A 16,360-nucleotide genomic window follows, 5' to 3' on the forward strand; every position below is an offset into this window, starting at 1 on the left:
GTATGTCGATCAGATCCCAACCCAGTCAATAGTCAATTGCGCCTCGGGGCGGCTGCGTTCCGCTCTGCACCGACCTTCGACAGTGCTTCACCCGAGCAGCATTCCATCCACCGCTTCGTCGGGTTTCGGATCGGGAAGACGACGCATCCGAAATCCGTTGAGCAGTCCGATCCCGCCCGCGAGGATCGGAATGAGGAGGGCGATCTGCAGGGCGATGGGTCGCGCGTCCGTATTGATCCTGATGATCTCCGCCTGGATCGCTTCCGGCTGGCCGACGAGGAGCTCGGCCAGGGCGGTGTTGGACATGAACTCGGCGTCTTCCTCCAGCACCTCGGCGACCTGCTGCTGCTCGTCGGCGGGGAGCACCTCACTGGCCATGGCCATGCTCGTGAAGATGAGAGAGAGTGACGCGAGCATGATCGCACCGGCGAAGGCGAGACCGAACGACAGACCGAACGAGCCGGCGGCCGAGTTCACCCCGGCGGCCTCGCTCACGCGCTCATTGGAGATCGGTGACAACGTGTAGGCATTCAACTGCGACACCAGCAGCCCCAGTCCCACTCCAGAGACAACCAACGGGCCGAGGAGCCACCAGCCGGAATCGGCCCGGGGGACGATGGGGATGAGGATCAGCAAGCCCGCCGTCAGGAGCACGAAACCCCAGAGGATCAGCGTTGCCGGGCGACGCCGGCCGACGCGCTTCCCGGCGAGCATCGCGACCCCGAACATGGTCAGCGACAGCGGCGCGATCGACAGGCCCGCCTGCAACGCGTTATAGCCGAGCACCATCTGCAGGTAGATGGGCAGCACAATCATGGTTCCGCCCAGTGCGATCTGCTGCATCATCTGTCCGGTGACGCCCAGCCGGAACATCTTGGACTGGAACAGGTCGGGGTCGATGAGGGTCGGCTTGTTCTGCCGCTTGCGTCGCACGAGCCAATACGCCAAGGCGCCGAGTCCGAAGATGCCGACGGCGAGCAGAATGCCGACGGCCTCGCCGCCCTCCTGCCAGACCAGGATGCCGATGACGATTCCGCCCATACCCAAGACGGACAGCAGCGCGCCGAGAGTGTCAACCTGACGGGGTCCGGTGTACGGCACGTCACGCACGAGCTTGATGCCGCTCAGAACGACGACGATGATCAGCGCCTCAAGTCCGAACGCGACCCTCCACGACAGGAAGGTCGTGATGAATCCACCGATCAACGGACCGACAGCGGCCGCGATCGCCGCCGACGCCCCAACCATCGCGTAAACCCGCGCCTGGTTCGCGCCCTCGAAATTGCCGTGGATGAGGGACTGCATGGCGGGCAGGAGCAGGGAGGCACCGAGCCCGCCGATCACCGCCCAGAAAATGATGATGGGCAGGAGCGACTGCGCCAGCATCATCGCCACGGCTCCCGTCGCGTAGCAGAGGAGGCCGATGACATACGCTCGCTTGCGCCCGATGAGGTCGCCGACCTTGCTGCCGATCAGGATGAACGCGGCCGACACCAGCGCTTCGAGCGCGATCGCCGACTGGATGCCACTGACGGTGGCATCGATATCTTTCACGACAGCGGAGATCGAGACGTTCATGATCGACGTGTCGACCACGAGCACGAACATCGCCATCGCCAACAACAGCGCCAGCTTGCCGTTGAACGGGGTGCTTTCACCTGACCCGGGTGCGCTCACGGAGGCCTCCCTTCCGATCAACGGACGTTGTCGTAGTAGAAACGTAGACCCAACCCGGCGGAATGTCATTCATCCGTGTCGTCAGCCAGCAGCATCCGCCCGAGCGACGCGCCCCGAATGAGAATCAGGCCGCCGGCGCCAAGTACTCGCCCCACTGCGGCATCGGGCTCTCCACGCCGCGCACGACCCAGTTGCCGCCGTGCGGTGCCGCGGGGTTGAAGCGCATCCCCCAGCCCATCTCGGCCGGCGTCAGGTTGCTCTTGATGTTGTTGCAGCGCAGGCAGCAGGCCACCAGGTTGTCCCAGGTGTCCCGTCCGCCCCGCGACCGCGGCAGCACGTGGTCGATCGTCGTGGCCGACTTACCGCAATAGCAGCACCGGTGGTCGTCGCGGCGCAGCACGCCCCGCCGGCTGACCGGCGAGATCCGCGAGCGCGGAAGGCGCACGTACCGCGTGAGCAGAATCACGCTCGGCCGCTCCCAGGCTCCGGAGGCGGCGAAAACCGGATGCCCCCGATCGCTTTCGACGACCGTCGCTTTGTTGTTCATAACCAGAATCAGTGCCCGCTTGAATGACACCACGGCGAGGGGCTCGTACCCCGCGTTGAGAACCAGTGTGCGCATGCGCTCCCTTTCGAAAACGGCTGGACGGCTTCCAGCCATTCGAACTGCTATCTACGGTGTGATGCGATACGAAGTGAGCAGGCAAACAAAAAAGGGCGCTGTCACAATGACAACGCCCCCGGGGCCACGGTGTGGCTCTGGTCTATTTGACTGCTGTGCCGCCGCGCGAAGCAGCCGCGCTGATCCATGGTGTGGATCGTGCGTTGCTCGCTCATTGGCTCTCCCGATCTTTCGATCTTCCGCAAAACATCAGGGCATCAGGTTAACTCACAATTGGCGCGTCACGAAGTCGTGGCGCGCCAATCAAGAGGGCTGTTACCGAATGTTCAGACTCACGTCGTCACATCCTGATGCCTATATGCCGAGGCGAACGATGTAGTAGTCGCTGGTCCAAATCGGCTGGATGCGCACGGACGCTCCCTCATAGGGCGCGTGCAGGATGTTGCCGTTGCCGGCATAGAACCCGTCGTGGCCATCCATGATCACCAAGTCGCCCGGACGAGCGTCGGCCTCGGAGATGCGCACGCCCGCTGCTCCCTGACCCGTCGACGAGTGCGGCAGGCTGATGCCGAACTGCGCGTAGACATACATGACGAAGCCGGAGCAGTCGAAGCCGGCCGGGGTGGCACCGCCGTAGACGTAGGGCACGCCCTGGTACTGCGAGGCCACGCTGAAGACCGAGCCGAGATCGTAGTTCGGGTACGACGGGTTCGCGAGGAAATCGGAGACCGACGGACCGGAGTAAGAGGCTGCGTACGAGGTCATCGCGGCGGCAGCGCTCTGTCGGCGTGCTTCGGCGGCAGCGGCTTCCACTGCGGCAGCCGACGCTGCGGCAAGCTCGGCTTCGGTGGTCGCCGTGAATCCGTCGCGGGCGACCGTGACACTGGCCGCCTTCGCATCGACAGTGACGTTCTGAGCTGCAGCCTGGCTGAGCTCCGTCGACGCTGTGGTGCCGAACTGGGTTTCGTTGCTGCCCGGCGCGAATGCGTAGGCGGGGAGCGCCATGGTGGCGACGAGGCCGCCGGCCAGGGTCATCACAACGAGATTGCCGAGGCTTCCGCGTCGCCTCGAGAGGCGAGGGCGAGCCTTCTGGGGCGCAGCATTCGTAGTCGCTGCCGCGCGGGTGGTGTCGGGTTTTTCAGTTATCGCTGTTCCACGTCGGGACAGGTTTTTACCTAATTCAGCCAAAGTTGTAACCTCCGGCGCCTCTGCAACACTAGGTAGTTGCCCCGTCCAATGCGCTAATCGCGTGTGTTTCCGAGATTCAAGAGACGGGCCGAGGAGGCGTCTTGATTCGGGTCCTTTGACCGGCTTCTGGTCTGTGGGACATCCAAGAGGCTACGGGAGCTACACCGATTTGTCACGTTCATGGGCTAAATCGCTCACGGAATGGTAACGAATTGACACCAATTCGGGGGCCGAAGGCGACTGGCTAGACCGTTTCAGGGGTTGTTACGAAGATGTGACTTGCCATCTCATTGGGCAGTTCCAGCCCCTCGCCGAAGCCGTCAACCTGCACCAGCACGTAGGAGCCCGCTGCCGAGAACACGCCCGTCGCACCGGGGAGAACTCCCGACTGCTTGAGCTGGGCTAGAAGTTCCGATTCGAACTGCACGGGTTCGCCCATGCGACGGATGACCGCGGTCACGGGGCCATCTGCCGCCGCGACGACACTGACCACGTTGGTGACGCCGCTCATGAATGCCGACGCAGCAGGCTGCCCGAGCTCTTCGAGACCCGGAATCGGGTTGCCATAGGGAGATTCGGTCGGGTGGCCAAGAATCTCAAGAATCTTGCGTTCGACCTTCTCGCTCATCACGTGCTCCCAGCGGCAAGCCTCGTCGTGAACGAACTCCCACTCGAGGCCGATGATGTCGCTGAGGAGTCGCTCGGCGAGACGGTGCTTGCGCATCACGTGCACCGCTTTGCTGCGGCCCGCCTCTGTCAGCTCAAGGTGGCGGTCGCCGGAGACCACGACGAGGCCGTCGCGCTCCATACGTGCAACGGTCTGTGACACGGTCGGACCCGAGTGTCCCAGGCGCTCTGAAATGCGAGCGCGCAGAGGAATGATGTTCTCTTCCTCGAGATCGAGAATTGTACGCAGGTACATTTCAGTCGTATCAATGAGGTCTGTCATCCCCAACCTCCAGCTTTGTTAAGTCCACGCATACCCGATAGCGCAACGTATCAAGCTTAGCCGCCGCGTGTGGGCAACTAGAATCGCGGTATGCCGGATCTGACCATTCCCTCTGAACTGCTGCCCATCGACGGACGATTTGGCTGCGGCCCGTCCAAAGTTCGTCCCGAGCAGCTTCGCCACCTGACCGAATTCGGTGCCAGCATCCTCGGCACCTCACACCGTCAGGCGCCGGTCAAAGACCTCGTCGGACGCGTGCGCACCGGTCTCTCCGACCTGTTCCGCGCCCCCGAAGGCTACGAAGTCATCATCGGCAACGGCGGGTCGACCGCGTTCTGGGATGCCGCAGCCTTCTCCCTGATCGAACGACGCAGCCAGAACCTCGTCTTCGGCGAGTTCGGCGGCAAGTTCGCCGCAGCGGCCAAGACGCCGTTCCTCGAAGCTCCCGACGTCATCAACGCCCCGGCCGGCTCGCGCAGCGAGTTCGTCGTGACCCCCGGCGTCGACGTCTACGCCTGGCCGCAGAACGAAACCTCGACGGGCGTCATGGCGCCGATCACCCGGGTGGCCGGCGACGAGGGCGCTCTGACCGTCATCGACGCGACGAGCGCCGCCGCCGGAATCGACTTCGACGCAGCCCAGGCGGATGTCTATTACTTCGCCCCGCAGAAGAACCTCGCCTCCGATGGCGGGCTCTGGTTCGCGCTCTTCTCCCCCGCCGCCATCGAGCGGGTCATGCGCATCGCGGCCAGCGGACGGTACATTCCGGAGTTCCTCAGCCTCAAGAACGCCATCGACAACTCACGCCTCAACCAGACGCTGAACACACCGGCACTGTCCACGCTGCTGCTGCTCGAAAACCAGCTTGACTGGATCAACGGCAACGGCGGACTCGCCTGGGCGTCGGCTCGCACGCAGGAGTCCTCGTCGATCCTCTACGACTGGGCCGAGCGCGTCGACTACGCGACCCCCTACGTGAGCGAGAAGGCCCACCGTTCGCAGGTCGTCGTCACGATCGACTTCAACGAGAGCATCGACGCCGCAGCGATCGCGAAGACGCTTCGCGCCAACGGCATCGTCGACACCGAGCCCTACCGCAAGCTCGGCCGCAACCAGTTGCGCGTTGCAACGTTCACCGCGATCGACCCGTCAGATGTGCGAAAGCTCGTCGGCTCGATCGAATACGTCGTCGACCAGCTGGGTCGTTAGGCAGATCGGGACGCCTCATGCGCTTGTGGTTGAAAGACAGCGAGAGACGTCCCGATCCCCTGCCCGCGCGTACTGACGCGCGCAAGGCTTACTTCGCCGGCACGGTGGCCTGGCTTGTCGCCGCCGCGATCGTATTCAGCGTGCGCACCGAACTCGACGCCGCAGGGCTCGGCTGGTGGCTGTGGTGCACCCTGATCGGTTTGGGACTCGGACTAGCCGGGCTGGCCTGGGTTCAGTTCCGTCGACGATAGTTCGGCTTCACTGAAATCGATTCCGTCGAGAGCGTCGTCACCATCGTCGTCGAAGTCGTCGTGATCGAGAGCGTCCTCATCGAGGGCGTCGTCCGCGTCATCGTCGTCGTCGTCGTCGTGACTTTCGTCGTCGAAGTCATCAGATTCGTCAGAATCCTCGTTCTCAGAGTCGTCGTCAGCATCATCGTCGTCTGCATCGTCATCGGCGCCTTCCAGCGCCTCCTGCGCGGCGGCCAGCTCCTGCGCGGTGCGGTGCTCGGCCAGTCGGTCAGACCACGGCACCCATTCCGGCGCGAGCAATGCGTCGTTGCCGGGCATCAGCTCGGTCTCCAGCACCGTCGGAGCGGCATCCTGATCGATGCGCGACAGCGTCACCGTCCAGTGCCAGCCCGGGTAACCGGTCAGCAGGCAGTCGAACAGCAACGACAGAACATGCTCGTCTTCGACGATGTGGCCGACGGGCTCGCCGATCGTGTCGGCCGGCGTGATCTGGGTCAGCGCGGCGCGCGCGACATCGACGGCGGCAAGAAGTGCCTCGTCGGCAACGATCGATGCCTGTTCGTCATCACGCATCGAGTTCCTCGGCAACCTTGCGCAGCATCGCTGCGATCGTGCGGCTGTGCGCGCTGTCGGGGTAGCGACCGCGGCGCAGGTTCGCGCCGATGCCGTCAAGCAGCTTGACGAGGTCTTCGACGATGATCGCCATGTCGTCGGCCGGCTTGCGGCTCATCTTGGCCAGGCTCGGCGGTGCTTCGAGCACACGCACAGACAGAGCCTGAGCGCCGCGCTTTCCGTCGGCGATTCCGAACTCCAGTTTCGAGCCCGCTTTGACGGTCACTCCCGCAGGAAGCGCGGATGCGTGAAGGAAAACTTCCTGGCCGTCATCAGAACTGATGAAACCAAAACCCTTTTCCTCGTCGTAAAACTTGACTTTGCCGGTGGGCATGTGAACCTCGCTGAAATTCGGGCGCGCTGAAATGCACGTCTTCTTGACCCAGCTTATTCGCCTTCCGCGGCTCTGTGCCCGTTATCCTTGGACTGTGACCAATCAACCCCCGCCGAGTCCGCAACGGATCGACCGCATCATGGCCTACATGGTTGCGGGTGTGGTCGGTGTGTCGATCCTCGCCTTCTTCGCCATGATCGCCGGTACCGCCGCAGGCGTCGGAGCCAACGACGGCTTCAGCCAGGGAGTGTGGCCGTTCGTCATCATGCTTCCACTGTTCGGTCTCCCCCTCGGCTTCGTGTTGATCATCGCTCTCCTGGTGATCAGCACTGTTCGCCGCAGCCGCCACACTCGAGCGAACAAAAACTAACGGCCATGCTCACGCTCGCGTCGCGTCTTCGTGCATTGGATGACGCGGCGTTGCGCCGTGCCATCGAGGCCCGCATGGTCTCCCCCACCGGTATCAAAGACTTCTTCGACCTGGCCGAGGCGCTTCTCGATCCCGTCGCCATCCAGAACGCGCTCGCCCATCTCGACCGTTCGACACTCGCGGTGCTCGCCATCGCCGGCGAGGCTCCCGTGTCCGATGACGGCGCGAGCGAGGAGTCGGCCGGCGCTGCGCTGGCAGGCCCCGTGATGGCTGCCGCCGACCACGCCGACGCCACCGCCTTCGCCCCGACGACAGCCGAGATCGCCGCCCGACTCAGCATTCTCGGCGAGCGAGCGATTCCGGTCGTCCAGGTCGAGGCGGCCGCCACCCAACTCGACTCCCTACTGTTGGCGATCTATTCCGACGGACGCCTGAAACCGTATGACGCGGTGAGCGCCCACCTGGCGAGCTGGCCGGCGCAGGGGTTGCCGAGTGCGCTGATGCTCGCTTCCGTCGCGGCACCGCCATCATTCGCCCCGCCCACCGACACCGATACCGCGTTCACCACAAATCTGGCCGCCGAGCGCGCGTTCACCGCGGTATCGTCACTCGCCGAACTGGTCAGCGAGATCTCCCGCGAGCCTGTGCACGAGCTCAGTCGCGGCGGGCTCGGACTGCCCGACACCAAGCGTCTGGCGGCAGCGGCCGCCGTCGAGGTCGAAGCCGTTCCGACCCTGGTCGCTCTCACCGCACGCGCCGAACTCATCGCCAAAGAGCTGGGCTATTGGCGTCAAACTGAACTCGGCGAGGCATGGCTCATGGGCAGCACCGCCCACCGCTGGTCGACCCTGGCCGCCTCGTGGCGTGCGTCGTTGCCGACCGACGTGCTCGACATCCTTCCCGCTCAGGCCGGTGTCTTCTGGGACGGCGAGTTGCGCGACTTCCTCGGCTGGCTCTACCCAGCCGGCGGAACCTGGCTCGACGACCGCGTCACCGCCGTGCAGGCGGAGGCCGAGTTCATCGGAATCACCGCGCATCACACCACCAGTGCCGCCGGCGGCGCCGTGCTCGCCGGCGCATTCGATGAAGCAGTCGCCATCATGGAGGGCTCGCTGCCGGCCGAGGTCGGCGCCGTCTACCTGCAGCACGATCTTTCAATCGTGTCGCCCGGCCCCCTGGCCCCGTCGATCGACGCCCGCTTGCGCGCGCTGGCCGATGTCGAGAGCCGCGAACTGGCCTCGAGCTACCGCATCACCGCCGCATCGGTGAATCGTGCGCTTGCCGGCGGCGAGACCGCCGAAACGCTTCTGGAATTCTTGCGCTCCATCTCGCTGACCGGCATCCCCCAGCCGCTCGACTACCTCATTCGAGAATCGGCGTCCCGCTACGGTCGCGTTCGGGTGCTGCCGGCCTCGGCCGGCGACGCCCCGGTGCAATCTGTCGTGCGCTCGGATGATCCGGCACTGCTCGGCACTATCGAGGTCGACCAGACGCTGACGCCGCTCGGGCTCCATCGCATCAGCTCCGACCGCCTGGGCAGCAGGTTTCCCGTCGATGTCGTGTTCTGGGCGTTGAGCGATTCCCGTTATCCGGTCGCTGCCGAGAACGAGGCGGGCGAGATTGTTCATGTGCGCCGGATTCCGCTCGCGCAGAAGGCCCCCGTCGTCGCCTCCGACCCGGCGGTCGACCTGGTCGAGCGCTTGCGTACGAGTGACGGTGGTGAGGGCAAGGCCGCCGGGGCATGGCTGGCCCGCCAACTCGATGCGGCAATCAGAACGAAGCAGACGATAACCGTGAGCATCGCCATGCCCGGCGGGGTTGTCGTCGACTACCTGCTCGAACCGGCCAGCGTCGGCGGCGGGCGCTTTCGCGCCAGAGATCGACGCGCAGACATCGAGCGCACGCTCCCGATTTCGAGCATCGTCAGCATTTCGCCGGCACCTTAACCCCGAGCCCCGCGTCGGGCCTCTCGCCGAGCGCGCGGCAATTCGCGCGCCCTGCCTCCGTCACGCCTGCGGCGGGCGTAGGATTGACCGCTATGTCTGACGGACCACTGATCGTCCAAAGCGACCGCACCGTGTTGCTCGAAGTTGCACACCCGCTCGCTGAAGACGCACGCCATGATCTCGCCATTTTCGCCGAGCTGGAACGCGCGCCAGAGCACATCCACACCTACCGGATCACCCGGCTCGGCCTGTGGAACGCACGCGCTGCCGGGCATGACGCGGCAGACATGCTGGCGACGCTCGAGAAGTACTCCAAGTTCGCGATTCCCCAGACGGTGTCGGTCGATATCACCGAGACCGTCGGCCGGTACGGCCGGCTGGTGATCGATCGGGATCCCGAGGGCGCATTGATTCTGCGCAGCACCGATCAGGCGGTGCTCACCGAAATTTCGGGAGCCAAGCGGATCGCCCCGCTGTTGATCGGGCATCCGACACCCGACTCGTACCTCGTCGAGGCGTGGGCACGCGGACAGCTCAAGCAGGAGCTCGTCAAGATCGGCTGGCCGGCCGAGGACTTAGCCGGTTACACTCCGGGCACCCCGCATCCGATCGACCTGGTCGAAGACGGCTGGGCCTTGCGTGACTATCAGAACAAGGCCGTCTCGAACTTCTTCGAGGGAGGCTCCGGCGTTGTCGTGCTGCCGTGCGGTGCCGGAAAGACCCTCGTCGGCGCCGGTGCGATGGCGACGGCGAAAACCAACACCTTGATCCTGGTGACGAACACTGTTTCGGCCCGGCAGTGGCGCGATGAGCTGCTCAAGCGCACCACCCTGACCCCCGACGAGATCGGCGAGTATTCGGGTCAGGTGAAAGAGGTCAAGCCGGTCACGATCGCGACCTATCAAATCTTGACGGCGAAGCGCAAAGGCGAATACGCCCACCTGGCCCTGCTCGATGCGATGGACTGGGGGCTCGTCGTCTATGACGAAGTGCACCTGCTTCCGGCGCCCGTATTCAAGCTCACCGCCGAGCTGCAGGCCCGGCGTCGCCTTGGCCTCACCGCCACTCTCGTGCGCGAAGACGGCCGGGAAGGCGACGTGTTCAGCCTGATCGGGCCGAAGCGCTTCGATGCTCCGTGGAAGGAGATCGAGGCCCAGGGCTTCATCTCCCCGGCGGCCTGCTACGAGGTACGCATCGACCTGCCGCAATCCGAACGGCTGAGCTACGCGGCGGCGGCCGATGACGAGCGCTACCGGCTCGCCGCAACAGCGCCGGCGAAGTTGGATGTCGTCAAGCGCCTGGTCGCAAACCACCCGGGTGAGCGCATCCTGGTGATCGGGCAGTACCTCGACCAGATCGACGAACTGGCCGAGGCGCTGGGCGCCCCCAAGCTGACCGGATCGACGCCCGTCGACGAACGCGAGCGCCTGTTCCAGGCGTTCCGGGTCGGTGAGGTGGAGGTGCTCGTCGTGTCGAAGGTGGCCAATTTCTCGGTCGACCTGCCCGAAGCGACGGTGGCCATCCAGGTGTCGGGATCCTTCGGTTCTCGACAGGAGGAGGCGCAGCGTCTCGGGCGTCTGCTGCGCCCGAAGGAGTCGGGCCTCACCGCCAACTTCTACACGCTCGTCGCGCGCGACACCGTCGATCAGGACTTCGCCCAGAACCGGCAGCGATTCTTGGCCGAGCAGGGCTACAGCTACACGATTCTCGACGCGCACAGTCTCGCCGAGGTCTAGCGACCCGTCTCGCCGCGGGCTCGACCACCGAAGCCGCCCGACAGCTGGACGGTCGGGTGCCCTTTTTTGCTAATGAACTTCAGGCTCATATGACCCTGAAGTTCATTAGCGAAAAAAGCTAACCCGCCTCACCGCAGTGTGCACCGGTGGTCGAGCCTGTCGAGCGATGTACTGAGCCTGTCGAAGTGACCTCCGTCGGCCAATCCTCAAACGCGACCGAACGACCCGAGATCGCCTCACCAGATCTCGACAAGCTCGATCAACGCGCAGCTCGATCAACGGGCAGCCCGATCAACGCGGCTCCTCGATCAACGAGACGGCTAGCGCGCCCGGGCGTACCGCAGAAAGAGCATGTCTCCGGCGGCGAACGAGTGCAGCAGGCGCATCGGCCGCGGCGTGGGCGCGGCGCTCACCGCGATGCGTCCGGCCGGGCCGCCGTCGAGCGCCGGGCTGAGGCTCAGGCAGAGTTCATCGACGCAATCGGCGGCGATCAGGTCGCCGAAGAGGTGCGGACCGCCCTCGCAGAGCACCTGGCGTAGTCCCCGTTCGGTGAGTTCGGCCAGCATCAGCCGGGGATCCACCGTGTGCTCTCCCGCGATCACGAGGTCGGCGACCTCGGCGAGCGCCGCCCGCCGTTCCGCAGGAGCCGCCGCGTGAGTGACCACGAGTGGCCGGGTCACCGCCTCCGCGAAGAACGGATGCCCCGGGTCGATCTCGAGCCGCGCTGAGACTATCGCGAGCGCGGGCTGCTCGGGCAATCCCTGCGAGACCCGCCAGGCCGCATCCGCCGCTTCGAGTCTCACACTGCCGTAGCCCTCGGCACGCACTGTGCCGGCGCCGACCAGGATCACGTCGGTCAGCATCCGCAGGGTGTCGAAGACCTTCTTGTCGTCGGCGTTGTTCAGCCCGCCGCTCAACCCGTCACGCGTTGCCGCGCCGTCGAGCGTGGCAATGAAGTTCATCCGCACGCTCGGTGTCGTCCGGTCGGCAATCCGGTAGTTCTCGAGCAGTTCGTCGCGGTTCAGCATGGGAAGCGATTTACGTCTGGTTGTGGCGCAGGTAGGCCGGCTCGCGAAAACCGAGAATCGCCTCCGTCATCCGCACCGCGTCGACGGCGGCGCGCACATTGTGCATACGAACGATGCGGGCACCTTGAAGAATGCACACGACGGCTGCAGCGATCGACCCATCGACCCGCTCGCCGCGCTCCCGGTCGAGTGTCTCGCCGATGAAGTCCTTGTTCGACACCGCGGCCAGCACGGGCAGCCCGATGTCGGCGATCTCCCCCAGCCGACGGGTGAGCTCAAGCGAGTGGAGCGTGTTCTTGTTGAGGTCGTGGCCGGGATCGATCACGATGCGTTCGAGCGGCACTCCGCGGGAGACGGCGAGGTCGACACGCTGCCGCAGAAACGCGGCCACCTCGGTGACGACGTCGTCGTAGTGCGGCGCCGGGTACGGCATCCGCGGCTTGGCCAGGCTGTGGGTGATCACGAGTGTTGCCTCGCTGTCGGCGACGACGTCGGCCATCGCCGGGTCGTGCACGCCCGTCGTGTCGTTGATCACCTGGGCCCCGGCTGCAATGCCGGCCCGGGCGACCTCCGGGTGAAAAGTGTCGACCGAGATGATGGCCCCGGCGTCCCGCAGTCCCTCGATCACCGGCACCACCCGGTCGATCTCCTCGCTGACAGGGATCGCCGGACCCGGCGCGAACTTCGCCCCGCCGATGTCCACCCAGTCGGCTCCATCGAGAACCGCTTGGCGAGCGGATGCGACCGCAGCGTCGAGCGCGAACGTGGCGCCCTGGTCGTAGAAAGAGTCGGGGGTGCGGTTGATGATGGCCATCACCGCCACCTCGCGGGAGAAGTCGAAGACTCGCCCTCCGATGGTGCGCTGCGGGTGGATCAGGTCGGGAAGCACGATTCCCGACGTGGTGACTGCACTGGTCAAACCCTGCTCCTAACCGGTCGGGGAGGCCAATTGGTCCTCCAGTGCAATGCTCTCATCCGCCAGGCGTTCGGGGTCGACCTGCACGCCGGTTCTGATGAAACGTTGAACTGTCTCATTGACGTCCCACACGTTCACGTTCATCCCGGCGACCACCCGCCCGTCGGCGATCCAGAAGGCGATGAATTCCCGAGCGGCAGTGTCGCCGCGGAACACCACCTGGGCGTTCTGGGCCAGCTCGCCGTAGCCCGAATACTCCATGCCGAGGTCGAACTGGTCGGTGTAGAAGTAGGGAATCTCGTCGTAGCTGACGACGGCGCCGGCCATCGACCGGCCGGCTTCGCGTCCGGCGTTCTCGGCGTTGGCCCAGTGTTCGATCCGCAACGGATGCCCGAGCACCGGGTGAAACACGCTGGCCACATCGCCGACGGCGTAAATGTCGGGATCGAGAGTGCGGAAGGAAGCGTCGACGACGATTCCGTTCGCGACGGCCAGACCGGCATCCTGCGCCAGCGCCACGTTCGGAACCGCGCCGATCCCGACCACGACCACCTCGGCCGGCACGACCTCGCCGGAGTCGAGCTGCACCCCGGTGACGCCGTTCGAATCGCCGAGCAGGGCGCTCACCCCGGTCTCCATCCGCACGGTGACGCCGTTGTCGCGGTGGAGCCGGCCGAAGACCGCTCCCGCCTCGTCGCCGATCGCCACGTTCAGCGGCACGGTTTCCCGGCCGAGCACCGTGACCGTGTTGTCGTAGCCGCGGGCGGCCGAGGCCACTTCGAGGCCGATCCAACCGGCGCCGACAATCACGACGTTCCGGAGCCCAGGCTCCAGCCATTCGCGCAGATGCGTCGACTCCCCGATCGTGCGCAGGTGATGCACCCCGATCAGATCGGCGCCCGGCCCGGGAAACCGCCGCGAGGCGGCACCCGTCGCGAGCAACAGCTTGTCGTAGTGAAGCGTCTGGCCATCGTCAAGGGTGAGTTCGTGACTGGCCGGCGACAGTTTCACCGCGGTGCGCCCCGGCACCAGCTCAATTCTCTGTTCGGCGTACCACTCGCCCGGATGCACCAGGGGGCCGTCCTGCTCCATCGCCCCGGTGAGGTACTCCTTCGACAGGGGCGGCCGGATATAGGGCAGCGAGTCTTCGGAACCGATGAGCATGATGCGCCCGGCGAAGCCTTCGCCCCGCATCCCTTCGGCGGCGCGAGCACCGGAGAGCCCGGCGCCCACGATGATGAATGTCTGATCGGTGCTCATACGGAGTCTCTTCTCTCTGACCAGGGTTGTTCAGGTGCGCAATCAGGTGGGCAATGAGCTGCGCAATCAGGCGCGTAGTCCGCAGAGGGCGAAGAACTCGTCCCTGGTGCGCTGATCATCACGGATGGAACCGTGCACCGCGCTGGTGGTCGTGCGACTTCCCGACACCTGAGCGCCGCGCAGCGACATGCAGAGATGCTCGGCCTCGATCACGACCCCGACGCCGCGCGGCGCCAGCTCGCTCTGCAACCAGTCGGCCACCTGCTTGGTCAGGCGCTCCTGCACCTGCAGGTCACGGGCGAAGAACTCCAGCACACGGGCGAATTTCGACAGACCGAGGATGCGGTCCCCGGGCAGGTAGCCGATGTGCGCGACCCCTTGGAACGGCAACAGGTGATGCTCGCAGAGGGAGTGGAACGGGATGTCCCGCACCACGACGAGCTCGTCGTACCCCTCGTCGTTCGGAAAAGTGGTCAGAGCAAAGTCCTGCGGCGTGAGCATCTCGATGAAGGCGTCGGCCACCCGCCGTGGGGTTTCGGCCAGGTGCGGATTGCCGGTGTCGCGCCCGAGAGCGGCGAGCAAGTCGGCGACGGCCGCCGCCGCTTTCACGCGGTCGATCGTGCTCATTGATTCGACCCGGTGCAGTGGCGACGGATGACGCCCACCACCGGGAGGCTTCACTGGCTGTTCTGCGAGTGTCATGAGGGACCTTTCCGCGCTGATATCTCGACGCTAGATCCGCAGAACTCTTTTGTCAAGATCCATGCTTTTTAGAGTAGTATTCAGTCATGAACCACTCAGCACCCGCCGACTCAGAATCGGTCGGCGGCCCGGCAGCGCTCTCTGCGCGCGTGGCGGCGGTCAGCGCGCTGTCCGATCCGGCGCGGCGCACGCTTTTCGATCTGGTCTCCCGCAGCGCCGAGTCGATCACCCGCGACGCCGCCGCCGAAGCGACAGGGCTTTCGCGCAGCACCACGGCATTTCACCTGGACCGCCTCGCCGAACTCGGCCTCGTCGAGGTGGAGTACAAGCGCCTGAGCGGGCGCAGCGGGCCCGGCGCCGGGCGCCCGGCGAAGCTCTACCGTCGCGCCGCAACGGAGCTCACCGTCTCGGTGCCGGAGCGTCACTACGACCTGGTCGGCGATGTGCTCGCGAGTGCGATCGAGCTGTCCGGCTCATCCGGCCAACCGGTTCACGATGCCCTCCGCAGTGTCGCCCAGGCCAAGGGCAGTCAGGCCGGCCGGGAAGCGACGTCACTGCCGGAAGCGCTTGAACAGAATGGTTTCGAGCCGTGCGCCGACGGCGACGACCTGATCTTCGGCAACTGCCCGTTCCACCGCCTGGCGCAGGATCACACCGATATCGTCTGCGCCCTCAACTTTGAATTCGTCACCGGCCTGGCCGCCGGTGCGGGCGACGACGCGCACACCGTGCTGAGTGATCCGGGGGCCGGGCGCTGCTGTGTTCGCATCAGCCCTCGCACAGCGGGCGCATAGCTGCCGCAGTGGGGTGCCCCAGGCACTCCCAGCTAAGTTTCAGCTAACGCGCAGATACTGTGGTCATGACTGATGGCCCCCGCATTCTCATTGTCGACGACGAGCCCAACATCCGGGATCTTCTCACCACAAGCCTCCGCTTCGCCGGTTTCGCCGTGCGTGCGGTCGGCAACGGCGCACAGGCAATCTCCGCTGTGCTGGAAGAAGAGCCCGACCTCATCATCCTCGACGTTATGCTGCCTGACATGAACGGTTTCGGCGTGACCAAGCGCCTGCGTTCGGCCGGTTACACGGCCCCCATCCTGTTCCTCACGGCGAAGGACGACACGGAAGACAAGATCACCGGTCTCACCGTCGGTGGCGATGACTATGTCACCAAGCCGTTCAGCCTCGACGAGATCGTCGCTCGCATCAAGGCGATCCTGCGACGCACCATGCAGGCCGACGAAGATGCCGTCATCCGCGCCGGCGAACTCACCATGGATCAGGACACCCACGAGGTACTCGTCGGCGACGTTCCGATTGAGCTCTCCCCCACCGAGTTCAAGCTGTTGCGCTACCTGATGCTGAACCCCAACCGGGTTCTGTCGAAGGCGCAGATTCTCGATCACGTCTGGGAGTACGACTTCAACGGCGACGCCGGAATCGTCGAGTCCTACATCTCATACCTGCGCCGCAAGGTCGACGCGCACTCGAGCGAGCCGCTGATTCAGACCAAGCGTGGCTTCGGGTACATGCTCAAGGCAACCAAGGCATAGTCCCAGAA

17 protein-coding genes are annotated in these 16,360 nt (G+C 65.2%); 7 read left to right on the plus strand and 10 right to left on the minus strand.

All coding sequences use genetic code 11. The features are described 5' to 3' along the window. Positions 1 to 87 precede the first annotated feature (87 nt). From AB4Y63_RS09320 to AB4Y63_RS09335, 4 genes are all read right to left on the minus strand, one after another. Positions 88 to 1,614, minus strand: a complete 1,527-nt coding sequence (locus AB4Y63_RS09320) for an MFS transporter (RefSeq protein WP_441790986.1) — start codon at positions 1,612 to 1,614, stop codon at positions 88 to 90. Between the two features lie 187 nt (positions 1,615 to 1,801). Then, a complete protein-coding gene (locus tag AB4Y63_RS09325; RefSeq protein WP_441790778.1) occupies positions 1,802 to 2,299 on the minus strand; it encodes an HNH endonuclease in 498 nt (165 codons plus the stop codon). A gap of 354 nt (positions 2,300 to 2,653) precedes the next feature. Further along, positions 2,654 to 3,334, minus strand: coding sequence for a C40 family peptidase (locus tag AB4Y63_RS09330; RefSeq protein ID WP_441790779.1), 681 nt, complete (start codon positions 3,332 to 3,334; stop codon positions 2,654 to 2,656). 397 nt (positions 3,335 to 3,731) lie between these two features. After that, the gene (locus tag AB4Y63_RS09335) at positions 3,732 to 4,436 is read right to left on the minus strand and encodes a metal-dependent transcriptional regulator (protein ID WP_441790780.1); all 705 of its coding nucleotides are present in this window, start codon (positions 4,434 to 4,436) and stop codon (positions 3,732 to 3,734) included. A gap of 90 nt (positions 4,437 to 4,526) precedes the next feature. Here AB4Y63_RS09335 and serC point away from each other — a divergent pair, with 90 nt between their 5' ends. Both serC and AB4Y63_RS09345 read left to right on the plus strand, forming a co-directional pair. Continuing rightward, entirely contained in the window at positions 4,527 to 5,645 is a 1,119-nt protein-coding gene (serC, locus tag AB4Y63_RS09340) for a phosphoserine transaminase (RefSeq protein WP_441790781.1), read from the plus strand. A gap of 17 nt (positions 5,646 to 5,662) precedes the next feature. Then, positions 5,663 to 5,896, plus strand: coding sequence for a DUF2530 domain-containing protein (locus tag AB4Y63_RS09345; protein ID WP_441790782.1), 234 nt, complete (start codon positions 5,663 to 5,665; stop codon positions 5,894 to 5,896). On the opposite strand, the gene AB4Y63_RS09350 is transcribed toward AB4Y63_RS09345, so the two are convergent. Beyond that, complete coding sequence (locus tag AB4Y63_RS09350; protein WP_441790783.1) at positions 5,858 to 6,469, minus strand: DUF3027 domain-containing protein; 612 nt, start codon at positions 6,467 to 6,469, stop codon at positions 5,858 to 5,860. The two genes, AB4Y63_RS09345 and AB4Y63_RS09350, sit on opposite strands and share 39 nt — an antisense overlap. Next, a complete protein-coding gene (locus AB4Y63_RS09355) occupies positions 6,462 to 6,842 on the minus strand; it encodes a cold-shock protein (protein WP_345068926.1) in 381 nt (126 codons plus the stop codon). Before AB4Y63_RS09355 ends, AB4Y63_RS09350 begins: the two co-directional genes overlap by 8 nt. A gap of 94 nt (positions 6,843 to 6,936) precedes the next feature. Here AB4Y63_RS09355 and AB4Y63_RS09360 point away from each other — a divergent pair, with 94 nt between their 5' ends. The 3 genes from AB4Y63_RS09360 to AB4Y63_RS09370 all read left to right on the plus strand — a co-directional run bounded on the left by AB4Y63_RS09360 (position 6,937) and on the right by AB4Y63_RS09370 (position 10,894). Beyond that, positions 6,937 to 7,212, plus strand: a complete 276-nt coding sequence (locus tag AB4Y63_RS09360; RefSeq protein WP_441790784.1) for a hypothetical protein — start codon at positions 6,937 to 6,939, stop codon at positions 7,210 to 7,212. A 5-nt stretch (positions 7,213 to 7,217) separates the two neighbouring features. After that, positions 7,218 to 9,158, plus strand: coding sequence for a helicase-associated domain-containing protein (locus AB4Y63_RS09365; protein ID WP_441790785.1), 1,941 nt, complete (start codon positions 7,218 to 7,220; stop codon positions 9,156 to 9,158). Between the two features lie 92 nt (positions 9,159 to 9,250). Next, the gene (locus AB4Y63_RS09370) at positions 9,251 to 10,894 is read left to right on the plus strand and encodes a DNA repair helicase XPB (RefSeq protein ID WP_441790786.1); all 1,644 of its coding nucleotides are present in this window, start codon (positions 9,251 to 9,253) and stop codon (positions 10,892 to 10,894) included. Between the two features lie 320 nt (positions 10,895 to 11,214). On the opposite strand, the gene AB4Y63_RS09375 is transcribed toward AB4Y63_RS09370, so the two are convergent. From AB4Y63_RS09375 to folE, 4 genes are all read right to left on the minus strand, one after another. After that, positions 11,215 to 11,922: a pyrimidine reductase family protein gene (locus AB4Y63_RS09375; RefSeq protein ID WP_441790787.1), complete on the minus strand. Its 708-nt coding sequence runs from the start codon at positions 11,920 to 11,922 to the stop codon at positions 11,215 to 11,217. 10 nt (positions 11,923 to 11,932) lie between these two features. Then, positions 11,933 to 12,841 carry a dihydropteroate synthase gene (gene folP / locus AB4Y63_RS09380; RefSeq protein ID WP_441790788.1) on the minus strand — a complete coding sequence of 303 codons (909 nt, stop codon included), beginning with the start codon at positions 12,839 to 12,841 and terminating at the stop codon, positions 11,933 to 11,935. Between the two features lie 9 nt (positions 12,842 to 12,850). Then, complete coding sequence (locus tag AB4Y63_RS09385; protein ID WP_441790789.1) at positions 12,851 to 14,098, minus strand: NAD(P)/FAD-dependent oxidoreductase; 1,248 nt, start codon at positions 14,096 to 14,098, stop codon at positions 12,851 to 12,853. A gap of 66 nt (positions 14,099 to 14,164) precedes the next feature. Then, positions 14,165 to 14,800, minus strand: coding sequence for a GTP cyclohydrolase I FolE (gene folE, locus AB4Y63_RS09390; RefSeq protein ID WP_441790790.1), 636 nt, complete (start codon positions 14,798 to 14,800; stop codon positions 14,165 to 14,167). Positions 14,801 to 14,886: 86 nt separating this feature from the next. Here folE and AB4Y63_RS09395 point away from each other — a divergent pair, with 86 nt between their 5' ends. Both AB4Y63_RS09395 and AB4Y63_RS09400 read left to right on the plus strand, forming a co-directional pair. Next, positions 14,887 to 15,594, plus strand: coding sequence for a helix-turn-helix transcriptional regulator (locus AB4Y63_RS09395; protein WP_441790791.1), 708 nt, complete (start codon positions 14,887 to 14,889; stop codon positions 15,592 to 15,594). Positions 15,595 to 15,659: 65 nt separating this feature from the next. Beyond that, entirely contained in the window at positions 15,660 to 16,352 is a 693-nt protein-coding gene (locus AB4Y63_RS09400; RefSeq protein WP_441790792.1) for a response regulator transcription factor, read from the plus strand. Positions 16,353 to 16,360: the final 8 nt, after the last annotated feature.

This window comes from Leifsonia sp. YAF41, from assembly GCF_052113185.1.
In the GTDB taxonomy this organism is placed as follows: Bacteria; Actinomycetota; Actinomycetes; order Actinomycetales; family Microbacteriaceae; genus Cryobacterium.

What these genes read in the sequence shown, in the direction of transcription:
- folE (WP_441790790.1), bottom strand. Translation starts at nt 14,800, where the DNA reads ATGACACTCGCAGAACAGCCAGTGAAGCCTCCCGGTGGTGGGCGTCAT.
- AB4Y63_RS09335 (WP_441790780.1), bottom strand. Translation starts at nt 4,436, where the DNA reads ATGACAGACCTCATTGATACGACTGAAATGTACCTGCGTACAATTCTC.
- AB4Y63_RS09320 (WP_441790986.1), bottom strand. Translation starts at nt 1,614, where the DNA reads ATGGCGATGTTCGTGCTCGTGGTCGACACGTCGATCATGAACGTCTCG.
- AB4Y63_RS09400 (WP_441790792.1), top strand. Translation starts at nt 15,660, where the DNA reads ATGACTGATGGCCCCCGCATTCTCATTGTCGACGACGAGCCCAACATC.
- AB4Y63_RS09325 (WP_441790778.1), bottom strand. Translation starts at nt 2,299, where the DNA reads ATGCGCACACTGGTTCTCAACGCGGGGTACGAGCCCCTCGCCGTGGTG.
- AB4Y63_RS09355 (WP_345068926.1), bottom strand. Translation starts at nt 6,842, where the DNA reads ATGCCCACCGGCAAAGTCAAGTTTTACGACGAGGAAAAGGGTTTTGGT.
- AB4Y63_RS09350 (WP_441790783.1), bottom strand. Translation starts at nt 6,469, where the DNA reads ATGCGTGATGACGAACAGGCATCGATCGTTGCCGACGAGGCACTTCTT.
- AB4Y63_RS09330 (WP_441790779.1), bottom strand. Translation starts at nt 3,334, where the DNA reads ATGACCCTGGCCGGCGGCCTCGTCGCCACCATGGCGCTCCCCGCCTAC.
- AB4Y63_RS09365 (WP_441790785.1), top strand. Translation starts at nt 7,218, where the DNA reads ATGCTCACGCTCGCGTCGCGTCTTCGTGCATTGGATGACGCGGCGTTG.
- AB4Y63_RS09385 (WP_441790789.1), bottom strand. Translation starts at nt 14,098, where the DNA reads ATGAGCACCGATCAGACATTCATCATCGTGGGCGCCGGGCTCTCCGGT.
- AB4Y63_RS09345 (WP_441790782.1), top strand. Translation starts at nt 5,663, where the DNA reads ATGCGCTTGTGGTTGAAAGACAGCGAGAGACGTCCCGATCCCCTGCCC.
- AB4Y63_RS09370 (WP_441790786.1), top strand. Translation starts at nt 9,251, where the DNA reads ATGTCTGACGGACCACTGATCGTCCAAAGCGACCGCACCGTGTTGCTC.
- AB4Y63_RS09395 (WP_441790791.1), top strand. Translation starts at nt 14,887, where the DNA reads ATGAACCACTCAGCACCCGCCGACTCAGAATCGGTCGGCGGCCCGGCA.
- AB4Y63_RS09375 (WP_441790787.1), bottom strand. Translation starts at nt 11,922, where the DNA reads ATGCTGAACCGCGACGAACTGCTCGAGAACTACCGGATTGCCGACCGG.
- serC (WP_441790781.1), top strand. Translation starts at nt 4,527, where the DNA reads ATGCCGGATCTGACCATTCCCTCTGAACTGCTGCCCATCGACGGACGA.